A 14,574-nucleotide genomic window follows, 5' to 3' on the forward strand; every position below is an offset into this window, starting at 1 on the left:
ATGCTTTCCGTCAGCAGCATTGGAAGCTCCTCCGGGGCCGCCGAGTACTACGGCAAGGACGACTATTACGTCACTGGCGAGGCCGACACCCCCGGCCTGGAATGGGGCGGCAAGGGTGCCGCCAAGATCGGCTTGGAGGGCAAGGCTGAAGGAACGGACTTCAAGAAGGTCCTCCAGGGCACCCACCCAGCCTTTAAGGACGGCGACAAAACACCCGCTGGCGCGGACACAAAGCACCGGGCGGGATGGGATCTCACCTTCTCCGCGCCCAAGAGCGTCAGTCTGGCCATCCTGGTTGGCGGTGATCGCCGCCTCGACGTCGCTCACAACAAGGCCGTCGATCGGGCGATGGTCTATGCGGAGAAGCACTTCGCGATCACCCGTGTGCGCGATCAGGGCAAGATCCGTGAGGTGAACACCGGCAACCTCGTCTACGCCAAGACCGTTCACGGCACTTCCCGTCAGGGCGACCCCCAGCGTCACACCCATGTCGTCGTCGCCAACGCGACTGTAGAACCCTCCACGGGCAAGGTCCGCGCCCTGGAGAGCTATCAGCTCTTCAAACACATCCAGCTGGTCGGCCGGATCTACCGCGCCGAGTTGGCCAAGGAGGCCTTGGCGCTCGGCTACGACGTCCGTCGTGATGCCAAGGCCGGCACCTTCGAATTGGCCTCGTTCGGCGAGCAGCAGCTGCGTCAGTTCAGCAAGCGCCGAGAGCAGATCGAGGCGGCCATTGCCATCGAGGAGAAGCGCAAGGGTTCCCCCCTTACCGGCGCCCAGAAGGATGCGCTGGCACTACGGGACCGGCCGAAGAAGCTAGACACCCCTCGCGCTGAACTCATCGCGCGTTGGGCGGTGGAGTCGAAGGCCGCAGGCCTGGACGCTCGCGCGCTGGCCGGCGCTGCAATGGAGCGCAGCGCGAACGGCCGCGACGTGTCCTCATTGGTGTCTGGCGCCGCTTCCGATGCGGCGTCTCGTTTCGTGGCCGCCCTGCGGCGCATCACCGGGCGGTCCGATCCGGCGACGGCGAATGATCCTTACGGATATCGCAGACCTGACCTGGTGCGTGACGATGCGGCCCGCGCCGCTGTCTCCTTCGGGTTGCGCGTTGCTGAGCAGGGGAGGGCTGTCTTCACCCGCCACGAGGTAATGGGCCGGGCGCTGGAGTTTGCGGGCGCAGGGATGACCGCCTCTCGCATCGAGGGGCAACTGTCCGCCCTCGAGAAGGACGGGCGAGTGATCAACGCCGATGCGCGCCTAAATGGTGGCGTCACTACCAAACCGGCGCTCGACCTGGAGCGCGGCATCGTCTCCCGTATTGAGCAGGGCAAGAACACTGCACCCGCGCTTATGACGTTGGCGGAGGCTGGGGCCGCCTTGACCCACGCGGCTGGCCGGGAGGGCGGAATCGTCCTCAGCGACGGCCAGCGGGCAGGGGCGGAGAAGCTCCTCACCAGTCACGACCGGTATGTTGGGGTTCAGGGTCTTGCCGGCGTGGGCAAGACGAAGATGTTCGAAGTCGTCCGCGAGGTAGCTGCGGAACGGGGCGTCGAAATCGCGGGACTGGCACCGACCCACCAAGCCGCTGAAGCCCTGTCAAAAGGCGCCGGGATCGAGTCTGGCACAGTCGAAAGCTTCCTCCAGCGATATGAGGGCCTGATGACTCGGGCCGAGACTGGAGGCGCGGGAGCCGGGCTCGACCAAGCCCGCGAAAGCTGGGCCAAGAAGACGCTCCTGGTCGACGAGTCGTCGATGCTGTCGAACTCGCAAGCTGACCGTCTGATGCGTGTCAGCGAAACCCTGCAGATTCCCCGGATCATCTTCGTCGGGGACGAAAAGCAGCTCGGCTCTCCCGAGGCTGGGGCGCCATGGCGTCTCGTTCTCGAGGAAGGGCTTGATCATGCCCGCATGACCGAGATCCGTCGCCAGAAAGATCCGGAGGTTCGCGCCGCCGTCGAACAACTGGCTCAGGGAGCGCCTGCCCAGGCGCTCCGGGCCCTAGGCTCTCGCGTCGTCCAAGTCGGCCGTGACGCCAACGACGACAAACTGGCAGAGGCGGCTCATACCGCGTGGGCCCAGGTGAAAGAACGTGGCGGTGATGCTCCCGTCATCGTGCCTACCCACTCGCTTCGAGAAAAGGTCTCTCAGCTCATCCGCGGCGACTTGGCCGCCCGAGGCGTTCTAACCGGCCCCACAACGTCCGTACCTACCCTGTCGCACGTCCGCATGACCCGCGCGGAATCATATCAGGCGGCCAGCTACCGCGAGGGCCAGATCCTCGTGCTCCACAGCGGCATCAAGGAAGCCGGCCTGACCAAGGGCGCCACGGTGACGGTTGTCGGCCGAGATGAGCGCAATGATCGGCTCATTGTCGCTTCAGACCGCGATCGCCGCACCACAATCGACCTCACGACGCTCCGCGATCAGCGGAAGTCCAAGTTTGAGGCGTACCGTTCCAAAGATCTCGACGTTCAGCAGGGTGACCGTCTGGTGTGGGAGCGACGGGACGCTGATCGGGGCTTCAAGACCGGGGAGGGGTTCACCGTTGAGCGGCTTGGCCGGGATAGCTGGGACATTCGCGGCGCTGACGGCAAACAACACACCTTGAAGACCAGCGACCCGGCGCTGCGGTTCACAGGCTACGCCTACGCTGAAACGGCCGACCGCTCGCAGGGCTCGACCTATCAGAACGTGGTCGCCGTGTTAGCGAGCACCCACGGCGAAGGCGCCAACCAGGCTCGCGCCTATGTTCAGGTTTCCCGCACAGCGGAAACCCTGACCTTGGTGACGAACGACACCGCTTTGCTGGCCATGCGCCTCAACAAACAGGACGGCCAGAACCTCATCGCCATGCACGAGGCCAAGCTTGCGGGCGCCGAGCTGGCTGCGCTCGCATCCAGTCTCCCGGATCATGCCGATCGCTCGAACGAGCCCTTGGCTACGCTGGCCGCCGACGGACTTGACGGCTCTTCCAAGGATCAGACCGACCTCGCCCGGTCTGCCGGCGCTGACGGTCCTGAAAAGGACGATGGGGCCGACAAGCCCCTGCCGGGCACGTTGGAGGCCGACAAGCCCAAGGAGTCCGAGCCCGCCAAGGAGGCCGAGAAGGACAAGTCCTTCGATAAGGCCGTCGAGATCAACAGCCCGGCGATGGGGCTGTGATGGCGGCCCCGTTCTGCCCACGCCTCCTAGCCGCCTCGGCGGCTCACCGGCTACCGCCTTCCCGTAGCCGCTCCACTGCGAAACCCCTTCATTCACAAGGAAGAAGTTCAAATGATCGAATGGCAAGCCAGTAGGACCAGGCTACCCCGCAGCAACCTCCGGGCCGTGCCGGATCTCCGAGACCGCCTCGACGTATCGCGTTTCGACGTCGCATACGCCTTGCTCTTCGCCGCCGGGATCTTCCTGACGGTGCTGCTTTGGTTCTCGGCGGGTGCGACCTTGGCGGCCCGCGTTACCGACGCGGCGACCACTGCAGTCCCGTGGTTGATCGCACCCGTCGTGATGTGGCTGTCCAAGGCCATTCCCTTCTTCCACCGCAACGAAACCGCCCGCTGGCTCCTGGTCGGAACGCCCGCTCTTCTCGTGGCGATGATCGTCCTTGCGCTGATCGCCGGAGGCCCCGGCCGGTGATGTGGAACCGGACCACTCCGAAAACGACAGCGCCCCGGCGTTCGAGTCCAGGGATTCAGGCACCGGAGTCCAGACATTTGGGAACCGACGCCATGACAGCGGGCGAATCCAGCGATTGCGGAAAACCAATATCTATTAGTAACCGCTACTGTGTCGCTTCACATAATGCTTATTATGCGAGGGAAATCAATATGTTAGCAGGTTTTTCGATCTTTAGCAATTCTGACCTTCCTCGCGCGGCCAACGACGAGATGCACGCGGTCCTCTCCCGGTTCTTGGCGAGGTCGAAATCGGACGATCCTGCCGCCGGCGTCGTTCGCACCTGGTGGCAACGCGACCCGGTGGATGCTGCGCTGGACGCCCGTCTGCTTTGGCAGCGCCTTCGGCGCGACGGGGCCAACGTCTCAATGGCGCCGCCTGTGCGGCACGCCGTCATCCGTCTTCAGCAGGATTGGACCCGCCGCTTCCCGGCGGCCGTCTATCTGTTGGCGGCCGAACGCCTGTCCCAGGTCATGGACGCCTGGGCCGATGCAGAGCTGGCCAGCGTCATCGCTGGCGGCGCTCCCACTCCCTCATCCACCACCACCCCCTAATCAAGGAGCCAACCATGCAGTTTCGTGAAGTTCAGAAGGCCCGGCCGGGCGCAAACGGCGCCACGATCGCCGTCAACAAACAGGGCGCCGCCCTCAGCATCCCCCTTGCCCTCCTGAAGGAGGCTGGTTTCGCCGACGCCACGCCCGTTCGCATCCTCTACGGCGAGGAAGGCCGGCGCCGCTGCATCCAGCTTGTATCGGACCCAGAAGGAAAGTTCCGCCTCAGCCCCCGCAAGGCCGTTTCCCTCCTGCAGGCGCCTGAGCTGACCCCCAAAGCCAAGATCGACAAGAAGCAGTCCCTCGCTCACTCCGAACCCGGCGGCGGCAAGATCATCTTCGACCTGCCGGCGGGATGGGATCTCGCGCGCAAAGACGTGCTGGCCTAGCGGCCGCCCGTGGCCAGCAACGGCGGACAGGACCTATTCGAGCTCGCCCTCCTTGTCGCAGACATGGAGGCGATCGCTGGCGTGAAGCTATACCGCTCCGGCCATCGGCTGCGGGGGTCCTGTCCGCTCTGCAAGGCGTCGCCTAAGCGTAAGGATGGCGGCGCGTTCTCCGTCGACCCCGTCAAGAAGACATGGAAATGCTGGGGCTGCGATGTTCGTGGCGGCGACGCCGTCGACCTTGAACACCGTCTGCATTCCCGGCTTGACCAAACTCTCAGGGACGCCGCGATCCGGATCGTCGGTGAAGATCCAGCCAGCATCGACGTCAAGAAGGCGCGGGCCGAACGCGAGGCGCTGGCGCGCCAGGCCGATGCGGATAACGAACGGACCCGCCTCTGGAAGGCCGCGATGGCCCTTTCGTTGTGGCGAGACGCCCTCCCCGCCGCCGGCACACCTGTCGAGACCTACCTCCGGGGTCGCGGCATATCCGGCCGGCCTCTTGCCGAGGCGCTGAAGCAAGTCCGATATCATCCAGCCGCCTATCATTCCGGCCCGATCGCCAACCCGGTGACCGCCCCAGCGATGATCGGACTGCTTATGACGCCGTTCGGCCCCACGGGCGGCGTCCACGCGACCTACCTGTCTGCAGACGGCAAAACCAAAACTCACCTGGACCCCCAGCGTCGCAAATGGGGGCCGCCCGGGCGGATGGACGACCACGGCGTTGTTCATCCCGGTGGCGTCTGGCTCACGCCGCCCACGTCCAAGGGGCCCCTCGTCTGCGGCGAAGGAATCGAGACCACGCTCTCCGCCGCGTGTGAGATCGGTATTCCTGTCCGGGCCGTCGCCGCTCTCGATCTCGATGCTCTGCAGGGTGGCCTGCAGCCAGACAGCCGGGGCCGCCATGATCTGCGGAATTTGCAGCGAAACCCCCTCCTCCCGGCTTTCACATGGCCCGAGCCCGCCGAGGCCCCGTGGGGCAGTCCTATGATCTGTCTGGATCGCGACATGACGCCAATCAAGATCCGCACCAATGGTCAGGACGATGAGGCCGTCGAAGAGGTCCTCGATGCGGACATGCGGGCAATGCTCTGCGCAGTGCTGGCCAGCGCGGCCTGGATCGAGGCTGGGGCCAGATGGGTCTCGCCGATCGCGCCCTGCAGCGCCGGTTGGGACTTCAACGACCAGCGCCAGGCTCGCCTTGCTGGCCTACTCGGTGACCGCCCCGGCGTGATCGAGGTGGGTTTGCTCCCGGACTTCCATACGGCGGCCCGCGGCGATCGGCGGCTAGGGCTGCGGACGGGTTAGTAGCCTGCGTTCCGACAGTTCTGGAGCAACAGGTCTTGCGCCCGCTTGACCAAAGGTGAGGTGTCATACGACGGTTTCGCCGCCTCGGCCTTGATCTGGGCGCACCGCGCCGCCGATTCCTCCTGACCGCGTTCGGTAGAGGCTTTTCGGGCGCTCTCCAAAGCAGCGTCGAAGTCACCGGTTCCGACCTCCGCGCGCGCCGCTGCTTCCATGGGTGTCCGTCGTCGAAACATTTGGCGCAGGTTTGGCGTGGCGTTAACGGAGAGCGGGCCTCGTCAGGGGTTGGCTTTTAGGCGGCGAGCTTGCGGTGCTGCAAGCGGCGATGTTCGATGGTCTGTTTCTTGATGGCGGCGCGCTGGGCGTGGATCTGCCGATCGCGGCCAAAGTAGGCATCTGCGGGCGTCACATTGCCCAGGCTTTCGTGATAGCGCTGGTGGTTGTAGTGCTCGATGAAGGCTTCGATCTGGGCTTCGAGATCGCCGGGCAGGTAATAATTCTCCAGTAGGATGCGGTTTTTCAAGGTCTGGTGCCAGCGCTCGATCTTGCCCTGTGTCTGGGGGTGAAAGGGGGCGCCGCGCACGTGGCTCATGGACTGGGCCTCGATATAGGCGGCCAGTTCGCCCGCGACATAGCTCGGGCCATTGTCCGAGAGCAGGCGCGGCATGTGCAGCACGGTGGCGCTGTCACAACCTGATGCGGCCAGCGCCAAGTCCAGCGTGTCGGTGACATCGCCCGCCGTCATGGTGGTGCACAGCTTCCACGAGATGATGTAGCGGGAATAGTCGTCGAGCACGGTTGAGAGGTAAACCCAGCCCCAACCGATCAGCTTGAAATAGGTGAAGTCGGTCTGCCACATCTCGTTTGGTCGCATCGTCTTGGTGTGGAACTCGTCGCGGGCCTTGATGACGATATAGGCTGGGCTGGCGATCAGATCCTGTGCCTTGAGCAGGCGATAAACCGTGGCCTCGCAGACAAAGTACTGCTTCTCATCGGTAAATTTGGTGGCCAACTCGCGGGGCGAGAGTTCGCTTTCCTCCAGCGCCATGTCGATGATCTGTTTGCGCACATTCTCGGGCAGCCGGTTCCATACCCGGCTTGGCGCCGAGGGGCGGTCTTCCAGCGCCTCAGGCCCACCATCAAGGTAGCGGGCATACCAGCGGGCAAAGGTGCGGCGTGGGATGCCCAGTTTCTCCAGCGTCTGTCGGGTGGGCAGATGGGATTGCTCGACGAGGCGGATGATCTCGAGCTTTTCTGCGGCGGGATACCTCATTCTTGGTCGCCCCCATCCGCGATCATGCTTTTTTTAAGCAGGCGGTTCTCGAGCGTCAGGTCGGCCACGCATTCCTTGAGAGCCAGTGCTTCACGGCGCAGATCCTTGACCTCGTCACTGGTGGCGGCACGGGCCGTGTCCCCGGCCAGACGGCGTTTGCCAGCCTCAAGGAATTCTTTTGACCAGGAATAATACACGCTCTGGGCGATGCCTTCGCGGCGGCACAGTTCAGCGATGCTCTCCTCGCCGCGCAGGCCTTCGAGCACGATGCGGATTTTATCCTCGGCCGAGAAATGCCGGCGTGTGGCACGGCGAATATCTTTCACCACCACCTCGGCGGGCTTCTTGGTGGGCTTGGCAGCCAATTTTGGGCTGGAGGGATTGGGTCTCATCTGCGTTCCTTACGTCACTGCGACGAGACCCAATCCCTCCATTATCCGCAACCCCAGATCTGTGCCAAAGGCGCTGACGCCGAACAGCTCGGTCATAAGGGCGCGCCCGAGCTGGAACAGGGCTTCTTCGGCCGGGTGCGGGCGACCGTCGCCGAGCGATGCGGTCAGGTCGTCGAAGGCGGAATCGGACTTTGACGAAAAGGCGAAGGCGGAGAGAGTTTGGATGCTGCGCATCGGATCATTCCAGTTCTGAAATGTCGAAGCGCCCCATGCGCAACGACCCCGCTCCTGGCCACGTCGGGGTCCCCAGCGGTCACCGGAGCGGACCGCCTCTCGCGGGCCGCGCAGGGAAACGGCGAAGCCGTTGACGGCCGGGGTGACGTGACAGGATCGGAGGGCGTTGTGTGGGGGCATGTCCTCGTCCCCCTTCGGACGAGGACGCTTTTCGGCGCCTCGCGCCGAGAGCGACGGCGGACGGTCCACAGGCCCGCAAGTGACGACGGCCCGAGGGCCGCCGTCCCGCAGGTCGTCAGGACGGATCATGACCGAAGCCAGCCAGCCGCATCAGCCCCTCTGCGCTCATCGGTCGGGTCTGATAACCGATCGCGGCATGGGCGGCGCAGAAGGCGCCGCGCGCGACCGCATGGCCGCAAAGACCGAAATCGACAGATCCGGGCGTCCCGTAGGGCCAGCGGCACTGACCTCGTCTCACGGACAGGACGGTGGCCTCCGGCCGTTCCGGCGCCGCAGGCGATGAAACTTGAGACGCCGGACGCGACGGCGCGACCTGTTGAAACCGCCGCTTAGGAAAAGCTGAAGCGCCGCGCGGTCGCGAAGGCGGACGGGCAGGCGCCGCCCGGACCAGGCCAAGACGATGGACCTTGCCCAGGACGGCGCAGCGCGAAATCTCGGGCCCAAGCCGGTCGGCGATGGCGGCGGCGGTCCGGCCTTCGCCCCACAGGGCGATCAGCCGGCGTATTCGTTCAACGGTCCAGACGGATGCGGACATGACGGTTCTCCGGTCACGGGTCCGATCGACCCGCCCGTCCCCGCCCTTCCTTCGCCTTTCAGACCAAAGGCCCGACGCCTCGGCGCCGGGCCTCGAGCCGCTTCGACAAGCCTGGACCGGACCGGCCGCCGGACGTCAGAATGGAATGTCGTCGTCCAGGATCGCCGGGCCCTGGGCCGCGCCCGCCGCCGGCTCCGTCGCATCATCGCGATTTCGCCGGTTCTTCAGACGCATGTCCGCCACAACCACCCTCAGGTCGTAGTGTTCGACACCATCCTTCCCGGTCCAGCTGTCATTCTCGACATGACCCTGGATCACCACCCGGCTGCCCTTGCGGGCATAGGGGGCGATGTAGTTCTCGGTCGTGTTTTCATTGAAGCAGACGCAGTTGAAGCCGGTCGTCCGCTCGCCTGCCTCGCCGTCGGAACGGCGATAGCGCGTGGTCTCCAGCACGCGGAAGCTGGCGCGCTTGCGCCCCGATCCCTGGGCCAAAAGAATGGACGGGTCAGCGGCCAGATAGCCTTCAATGACAAGGGTTTGCATGATCAGTCTCCGGGAATGAATGAGGTTAGAGGGTTCAGGCCGCGGCCTGTTCGTCATCGATCTCAGCCGCCGGCGACGCATCCGCCTCCCGGTCGACCGCCCAGTCGAGGACCGTCAACCGATTGACGACCAGCTCCTTGGCCGCCCGCTCGGTCCCGTCCCGCGCCGTATAGGCGGTGTCGACGAAGGCGCCGACGACGACCGCCTCGCAGCCCCTGGCCAGGGCCCGGGCGATGACCTTCTCATTGAGGCCTTTCGACCAGCTGACACAGTTGACGCCGACGATCCTGTCCTTGCCGTCGAGGCCCACGCCGCGTTTCTCAAGCAACCGGAACACCGCCTTGGCGAAGTCCGGGCTGATCTGGGGATCGGCCGCCAGGCGGCCGGTGAACACCATGGTCTGCATTCTCAGTCTCCTTGATCGAGAGGCCCGGAAACCTTCTTCCCGGATCGCCTCACCCTCTTCTTCCCTCCGCTTCCGCCCGCAGGCGGCTCCGCCGAACACCGCCGACGAAACCGCCCTTGCGGTTACGCCGCCGCGCCGCGCAGGGCCGCCTCTCCCTTAGGCGTGACGATGAAGACGCCCCGGCCCGAGGCTTCATCAGCGCCGTCGATCTCTTCGCCATCCGCAGCCCCGGACGAAGGCTCGCCGGACCCGTCGCCGGCCGCGTCCGCGTCTTCATACGTTGATGTCGCCGCATCGGCCGGTTCAAAAGCGCCGTCGGCCTCGCTCTCGGCCTCGCCCGCCCAGGACAGGCAGGCGGGCGTCCAGCGCCGGGCCGCCGCCTGCTCCTCGGTCCAGGCGACCAGGTCGCCCTTCCGCATCCGCGCCGGCGCTTCGGTCTCCGCCCCCATGCCCTCGAGCATGGACAGCAGCTGTTCGCGCGAGTGCGGCCGCAGATAGGCCCCGTCCGGCGTCCACCAGCGCGAAAGGTCGGCGTCGCACAGGACGGCGATCTCGGCCGCCTCCGCACGGGCCGCCCGTCGCACATGGCCCGTGCGGGGCTCATGCAGGTCCAGGCTCAAAGCGGTCAGTTCGGCCATGAGACCGAACCGATCCTCCGTCTGGAGGGCGTGAACCCAGGCGATCACGGTCAGGCCGGAGGCCTCCCAGGCGCGTCGCCGCTCGTCCAGCTGTTCGCGCACGATCCCGTCGAGCCCTGCGATGACCCTTCCGCTCGCCGGAGCGAAGGCCGAGGCCGAGATCGCCAGGGCGGCCTCGCCGCGCGACACCGGCGGCCAGACAGCCAGGCTGGCGAAGAGCCGGGCGATCAGGACGGTCAGGGCGACCGAAGGCTTTTCGGCCAGAGCCCGGATCAGACCCCGCGTCGCCGTGTCCGTCCGCACGGCGTGCAGGACATGGCTGACGCCCTGCGTCTCGGGCATGGGCGCCTCGGCCTGGGGCGGGACATAGGTCGAGCGTGACGGGGCCAGGGAGGATCTTTCCTCCTCGGCGCCCTCCTCGTCGGCCCCGTCCGCCCCGTCCAGCGCCCCGTCGCCGACGGCCTCTAAAGGCGCGAAGCACTCGATCTCCACGCCGGAGCGGAGCGAAGGCCTCAGGACGATCAGAACAGCGAGACGCCGGCCGGCGCCGGCCTGGTCCTGGGCGATCCGCGCCCGGATCAGGGCCTCCACCAGGCCCAGGGTCTCCTGGTCGGAAAGGCGCCCTTCGCCGGACGGGAGCGCCTCGCCGGCCAGGGCGGCCTCGACGACGTCAGCGGCCGCCTGGGCCCGGTCCCGGGTTTCGCGATAGACGACCGTCGCCGTTTCGGAGAGGCCGCCGTAGGCGTAGCAGAGCCTCTCCATGTCGTCCGGCAGCTCCGCCTCCTTCTCTCCCGGGCATAGCCGTACGGTCAGGCCTTCCGCCTCGAAGATATCGGCGAGCAGCCGGCCCCGTTTCAGCCAGGCCCGGGTCAAACGGTCGGGATCCAGCAGGACCGGCGGCAGCTCGCCGAACAGGTCCGCCTCCGTCCGACCGCCCTCGGCGGCGTAGAGTTCCGGCGTGACCAGACCGCAACGGGGATCGCGGGTCGTGATACGGCCTTCGCCGAGCAGCTCCTGGATGCGCCATTCCTGCAGGCCGCAGCCGTCCATCGCCGCCCGGGCCAGGGCCGCCTGTTCCTCGCCGTCCTTCAGCCGCGCCAGGAGGCGGGCCTGGCGCAGGGTGATGCGACCGCTCTTCAGGGCCTCGAGGGCGACCGAAGGCAAGGCCGACAGGGCCGACAGACGGCGGATCTCGGTCTCGCCATAGCCGAGTGCGCGTGCGATCGCCGTGATCGTCAGCCGAGCCTTCAGCATGCGGCCCATGGCGGCGATCACATCGGCGATGTGGACCGGCACAGCCGTATTGGTCAGGACCACGGCCGCAGCCTGCCGCGCCCTGTCCGTCTCGACGAAGACCTCGACAGGATGGTCGTCGTCGATGCGCCCTGCGTCACGCAGGAGGCGCAGGGCCAGAAGGCGCCGACGTCCGTCCAGCACCATATGGGCCGCCTCGCCGCGACGGCCCGGCCGGACGGTCGGATATTGCAGCAGGCCCGCGGCGGCCACGGTTTCGGCCAGTTGCGGGATGTCGTCGTCCGGGGCTTCGCCGTAGCGAAGGTTTTCCGGCGCTTCCTCAAGGTCGCCCAGTCGGACGACCAGAGGAATGCGCGAGGGCTCGGCGGCAGGGCCGCAAGGCGCCGCTGCAGCGGCTGAAGATCGGGAACAGGACATGAGACTTCTCCAGCCGGTCGGCCAGGTCCATCCCGACCGTTCCGGCGCTCCTCCACGCCCTTCCTCCCCCTTTCAGGTCGCTGCGTCGTTCCAGTCCCCCGCCCCAGGCGGCGGTAAGCGGACAGCGGCCCCCAGCCCCGCCGCCTCGAGTCGGGTGCGAAGCCGGGAGGCCGCGTCTTCGCCGGCCGGGCCGCGATCCGCGGCGATAAGGACGCGGCAGACTTCGGTTGGCGCAGTCCAGGCCGCCAGGTTTCCTGCAGACAGAAGGGCCCAGCCTGGCAGGCGAAAACGGGCCATAGCGGACAGGGCGGTCGCAACCCCCTCGGCCACCAGCAAGGTCGGGGCCGCCGCGCAGAGGCGCACGGCCGAGCCCCGCGGCAGGACGCCCACCGTCTTGCGCTGGAGCCTGAGCCGACCGGCGGGACGTCCGTCCGGATCAAGATAGGCGATCTCCACGGCGCCGATAACGCCGTCGGGCGCCCGGATCGCTGCGATCAGGGCCGGACAGGTCGGGCCGGCCGAGCGAAACACCGAAACCGGCGTCGCTGGATGGCGTCGAAGATCATGGGGCGGCGCTTCGAGGCGGAGGCCTCGGCTCCGGAAATAGCGGAAGCAGAGATCGCCCTTCGCGAGCGGCAGGGCCTCCGACCAGAGCGCTTGAGCGGCGGCGATGCGGACATGGGCCGCAGGTCGGATCGCTGCGACCGGCCCCTCCGCCGTCCGCAGCGATGCGCCCGTCAGGCGCCCTCTGGCGTCGATCAGCCCCAGGCTCAGAAGATGGTCGCGAACGCTACGCCAATCGGCGGCGCCGAAGCCATGGATCACCACCCGGTCACCGTCGAGCATGAGGGAAACCGAACGGTCGGCCGCGCTATGGCCCGGGGCCGGCACGCTCGCGCCCAGGCCGCCGTGGCGAAGCTCGCCCCCAAGGGCGGCGACAATGGGGTGAAGGCTCATCCCGGCCTCACATCAATCCGAGGGATCTGAAGCTGGCGGTCGCCTCGCGCCCGACGACCAGGTGATCATGGACCTCCAGGTCAAAGACCTTCGCGGCCTCGACCAGTCTGCGCGTCATGTCGATGTCGGCGCGGGACGGCGTCGGATCGCCGGACGGATGATTATGGACCAGGATCAGGGCGGAAGCGGAGATCTCGAGCGCCCGGCGAAGGACCTCGCGGGGATAGACGGGCGCATGATCCACGGTTCCATGGGCGACGAACTCGTCGCGCAGCAGGGCGTTGCGCTTGTCCAGGAAGAGGGCCCGGAATTGTTCTCGCGGTTCATGAGCCAGGGCGACCCGGACATAGGCCAGAAGCGCCGTCCAGGAAGAGATCCGGGGCCGCTCCCCCACTTCGGACCGAACCAGCCGCACGCAGAGCTCACGCAGCACCTTGAGGTCGGCGACGAAGGCGGCGTCCACCCCCGGCGTGCGCGCCAGTTCCGGCGCGTCCGCCGCGACGATCGCCGCCAGGCCCCCGAACCGTTCGAGCAGGCGTCCGGCCGCGAGGCGGGCGTCCCTGGCGGCGCCGCGCCGGCGTAGCCAAAGGGCGAGCAGATCTCCCTCCGCCATTCCATCGAGCGGCGGGCCATAGGCGTCCGCTAGGCGCACGCCTGGCGGAACGATTTCAAACCTGGGCGCAGGCCGCATGGCGAAGTCCTCGCTGCTGTCCGCCTCCTCCGGGAAGGCGCCCGCCTCCGCCCTTCCTTTCCGATCGACGCCCCGCAGGCTTGGCGCTCGGAGCGGATCAGATCACCCTTCGGCCATGCTCAGGTTCGTGATCCCCGCCAGCTTGATTCTGGCCTGCTTCCTCCTGGCGCCGACCACGGCGCTGGCCGACCCGTGCGAGGCGCCCCTGCCCTCGCGCGCCGGCGCGACCTTCTCGGGATCGGTCCGATATGTCGGCGACGGCGACGGCCTTTGCGTCGGGCGATCTTCGGACCCGGCGACCTGGATCGAGGTGAGGCTGGCGGATTTCAACGCGCCGGAACTGGGCAGCCGCGCCGGACAGGAGGCGAGGCGCAGACTGATCCGCCTTGCCCTCGACCGTCCCGTCGCATGCACGGCGGTCAGGGGACGAAACGGCCGCGTGATCGTCCATGATCGCGTCATCGCCCGCTGCCGCCTGAACGGTCGCGGCCTGGGCGACCTGCTAAGGGCCGATGGCGGTCGCGAAGGCGGGCGATAGGCCTTGCAGAAATCGCGACATCCACGCCGTTGCATTGACGAGGCTTTCACCGTAACGGGAATCTATCGGAGAATTTCGATTTGCCACGCCTGCTCCGCCTCCTCTGCGTCTGCCTCGGCGTAACCGTAATGGTCGCGGTGCAGATGCATGGCGTGGTGAACAGCCAGCATCGTATCGAGCACGGCCTTCAATTCCCCGGCGTCTCCTATGAGGACGCGGCCGATCTGGCCCATGATCATGATCACCATCATGACCATGGACACGCCCATGAGACGGCCGATGACGGCCCTGTCTCCGATCAGGCCATGTCGATCGACATGGCCGTCGACAGCGGCGGGACGCCCTTCACTCATCATCACCACAATGGCGGCGATATTCATGTCGCCCTGGCCGCGCCGGTCCATCCCGCCGCCAGCCAACTGTATAAGCCCATTGACCTTGGCCCGGCGCGCGACGCCTTGCCGCCCGGCGCTGTTCTCGACGCGCCGCTCCAGCCCCCCAGACAGAACGCCTGATCGCCTGAAAAGCTGATCCTGCGC

The 14,574-nt window shown here is 66.8% G+C and carries 15 protein-coding genes; 6 read left to right on the forward strand and 9 right to left on the reverse strand.

The genetic code is table 11. The features are described 5' to 3' along the window. From mobF to LG306_RS16605, 5 genes are all read left to right on the forward strand, one after another. Positions 1-3,162 (forward strand): MobF family relaxase, encoded by a 3,162-nt coding sequence (mobF, locus tag LG306_RS16585; RefSeq protein ID WP_153923476.1) that lies wholly within the window; start codon positions 1-3, stop codon positions 3,160-3,162. 111 nt (positions 3,163-3,273) lie between these two features. Next, positions 3,274-3,633: a hypothetical protein gene (locus tag LG306_RS16590; RefSeq protein WP_153923477.1), complete on the forward strand. Its 360-nt coding sequence runs from the start codon at positions 3,274-3,276 to the stop codon at positions 3,631-3,633. A gap of 251 nt (positions 3,634-3,884) precedes the next feature. Beyond that, positions 3,885-4,226 carry a hypothetical protein gene (locus LG306_RS16595; RefSeq protein ID WP_153923478.1) on the forward strand — a complete coding sequence of 114 codons (342 nt, stop codon included), beginning with the start codon at positions 3,885-3,887 and terminating at the stop codon, positions 4,224-4,226. Positions 4,227-4,240: 14 nt separating this feature from the next. Next, positions 4,241-4,612, forward strand: coding sequence for a hypothetical protein (locus LG306_RS16600; protein WP_153923479.1), 372 nt, complete (start codon positions 4,241-4,243; stop codon positions 4,610-4,612). Between the two features lie 9 nt (positions 4,613-4,621). Then, entirely contained in the window at positions 4,622-5,920 is a 1,299-nt protein-coding gene (locus LG306_RS16605; protein ID WP_191559113.1) for a hypothetical protein, read from the forward strand. A 289-nt stretch (positions 5,921-6,209) separates the two neighbouring features. Here LG306_RS16605 and LG306_RS16610 read toward each other — a convergent pair. The 8 genes from LG306_RS16610 to radC all read right to left on the reverse strand — a co-directional run bounded on the left by LG306_RS16610 (position 6,210) and on the right by radC (position 13,497). Then, positions 6,210-7,582 (reverse strand): IS3 family transposase gene (locus LG306_RS16610; protein WP_095046155.1). Its coding sequence is split into 2 segments (ribosomal slippage): positions 6,210-7,225 and positions 7,225-7,582, totalling 1,374 coding nucleotides; the frame shifts between segments, so codons are not numbered across the junction. Between the two features lie 9 nt (positions 7,583-7,591). Then, the gene (locus tag LG306_RS16615) at positions 7,592-7,816 is read right to left on the reverse strand and encodes a hypothetical protein (RefSeq protein ID WP_404419833.1); all 225 of its coding nucleotides are present in this window, start codon (positions 7,814-7,816) and stop codon (positions 7,592-7,594) included. Between the two features lie 295 nt (positions 7,817-8,111). Next, on the reverse strand, positions 8,112-8,591 hold the full coding sequence (locus LG306_RS16620) for a GcrA family cell cycle regulator (protein WP_184273191.1): 480 nt from the start codon (positions 8,589-8,591) through the stop codon (positions 8,112-8,114). Positions 8,592-8,726: 135 nt separating this feature from the next. Further along, positions 8,727-9,134 carry a single-stranded DNA-binding protein gene (locus tag LG306_RS16625; RefSeq protein WP_184273188.1) on the reverse strand — a complete coding sequence of 136 codons (408 nt, stop codon included), beginning with the start codon at positions 9,132-9,134 and terminating at the stop codon, positions 8,727-8,729. 34 nt (positions 9,135-9,168) lie between these two features. Continuing rightward, the gene (locus tag LG306_RS16630) at positions 9,169-9,540 is read right to left on the reverse strand and encodes a hypothetical protein (RefSeq protein ID WP_184273185.1); all 372 of its coding nucleotides are present in this window, start codon (positions 9,538-9,540) and stop codon (positions 9,169-9,171) included. 122 nt (positions 9,541-9,662) lie between these two features. Then, positions 9,663-11,849, reverse strand: coding sequence for a ParB/RepB/Spo0J family partition protein (locus LG306_RS16635; protein WP_404419836.1), 2,187 nt, complete (start codon positions 11,847-11,849; stop codon positions 9,663-9,665). Between the two features lie 72 nt (positions 11,850-11,921). Continuing rightward, complete coding sequence (locus LG306_RS16640; protein ID WP_184273181.1) at positions 11,922-12,806, reverse strand: toprim domain-containing protein; 885 nt, start codon at positions 12,804-12,806, stop codon at positions 11,922-11,924. A gap of 7 nt (positions 12,807-12,813) precedes the next feature. Beyond that, a complete protein-coding gene (radC, locus tag LG306_RS16645; RefSeq protein WP_184273179.1) occupies positions 12,814-13,497 on the reverse strand; it encodes a DNA repair protein RadC in 684 nt (227 codons plus the stop codon). 115 nt (positions 13,498-13,612) lie between these two features. Here radC and LG306_RS16650 point away from each other — a divergent pair, with 115 nt between their 5' ends. Next, positions 13,613-14,035, forward strand: coding sequence for a thermonuclease family protein (locus tag LG306_RS16650; protein ID WP_224762236.1), 423 nt, complete (start codon positions 13,613-13,615; stop codon positions 14,033-14,035). Positions 14,036-14,097: 62 nt separating this feature from the next. Here LG306_RS16650 and LG306_RS16655 read toward each other — a convergent pair whose 3' ends face one another. Then, positions 14,098-14,439, reverse strand: a complete 342-nt coding sequence (locus LG306_RS16655) for a hypothetical protein (RefSeq protein ID WP_184273177.1) — start codon at positions 14,437-14,439, stop codon at positions 14,098-14,100. Positions 14,440-14,574 lie beyond the last annotated feature (135 nt).

The organism is Brevundimonas vesicularis (genome assembly GCF_044807075.1).
In the GTDB taxonomy this organism is placed as follows: Bacteria; Pseudomonadota; Alphaproteobacteria; order Caulobacterales; family Caulobacteraceae; genus Brevundimonas; species Brevundimonas vesicularis_G.

Coding starts and splice junctions, on each gene's coding strand:
- mobF (WP_153923476.1), top strand. CDS start 1: ATGCTTTCCGTCAGCAGCATTGGAAGCTCCTCCGGGGCCGCCGAGTAC.
- LG306_RS16590 (WP_153923477.1), top strand. CDS start 3,274: ATGATCGAATGGCAAGCCAGTAGGACCAGGCTACCCCGCAGCAACCTC.
- LG306_RS16595 (WP_153923478.1), top strand. CDS start 3,885: ATGCACGCGGTCCTCTCCCGGTTCTTGGCGAGGTCGAAATCGGACGAT.
- LG306_RS16600 (WP_153923479.1), top strand. CDS start 4,241: ATGCAGTTTCGTGAAGTTCAGAAGGCCCGGCCGGGCGCAAACGGCGCC.
- LG306_RS16615 (WP_404419833.1), bottom strand. CDS start 7,816: ATGCGCAGCATCCAAACTCTCTCCGCCTTCGCCTTTTCGTCAAAGTCC.
- LG306_RS16620 (WP_184273191.1), bottom strand. CDS start 8,591: ATGTCCGCATCCGTCTGGACCGTTGAACGAATACGCCGGCTGATCGCC.
- LG306_RS16625 (WP_184273188.1), bottom strand. CDS start 9,134: ATGCAAACCCTTGTCATTGAAGGCTATCTGGCCGCTGACCCGTCCATT.
- LG306_RS16630 (WP_184273185.1), bottom strand. CDS start 9,540: ATGCAGACCATGGTGTTCACCGGCCGCCTGGCGGCCGATCCCCAGATC.
- LG306_RS16635 (WP_404419836.1), bottom strand. CDS start 11,849: ATGTCCTGTTCCCGATCTTCAGCCGCTGCAGCGGCGCCTTGCGGCCCT.
- LG306_RS16640 (WP_184273181.1), bottom strand. CDS start 12,806: ATGAGCCTTCACCCCATTGTCGCCGCCCTTGGGGGCGAGCTTCGCCAC.
- radC (WP_184273179.1), bottom strand. CDS start 13,497: ATGCGGCCTGCGCCCAGGTTTGAAATCGTTCCGCCAGGCGTGCGCCTA.
- LG306_RS16650 (WP_224762236.1), top strand. CDS start 13,613: ATGCTCAGGTTCGTGATCCCCGCCAGCTTGATTCTGGCCTGCTTCCTC.
- LG306_RS16655 (WP_184273177.1), bottom strand. CDS start 14,439: ATGGACCGGCGCGGCCAGGGCGACATGAATATCGCCGCCATTGTGGTG.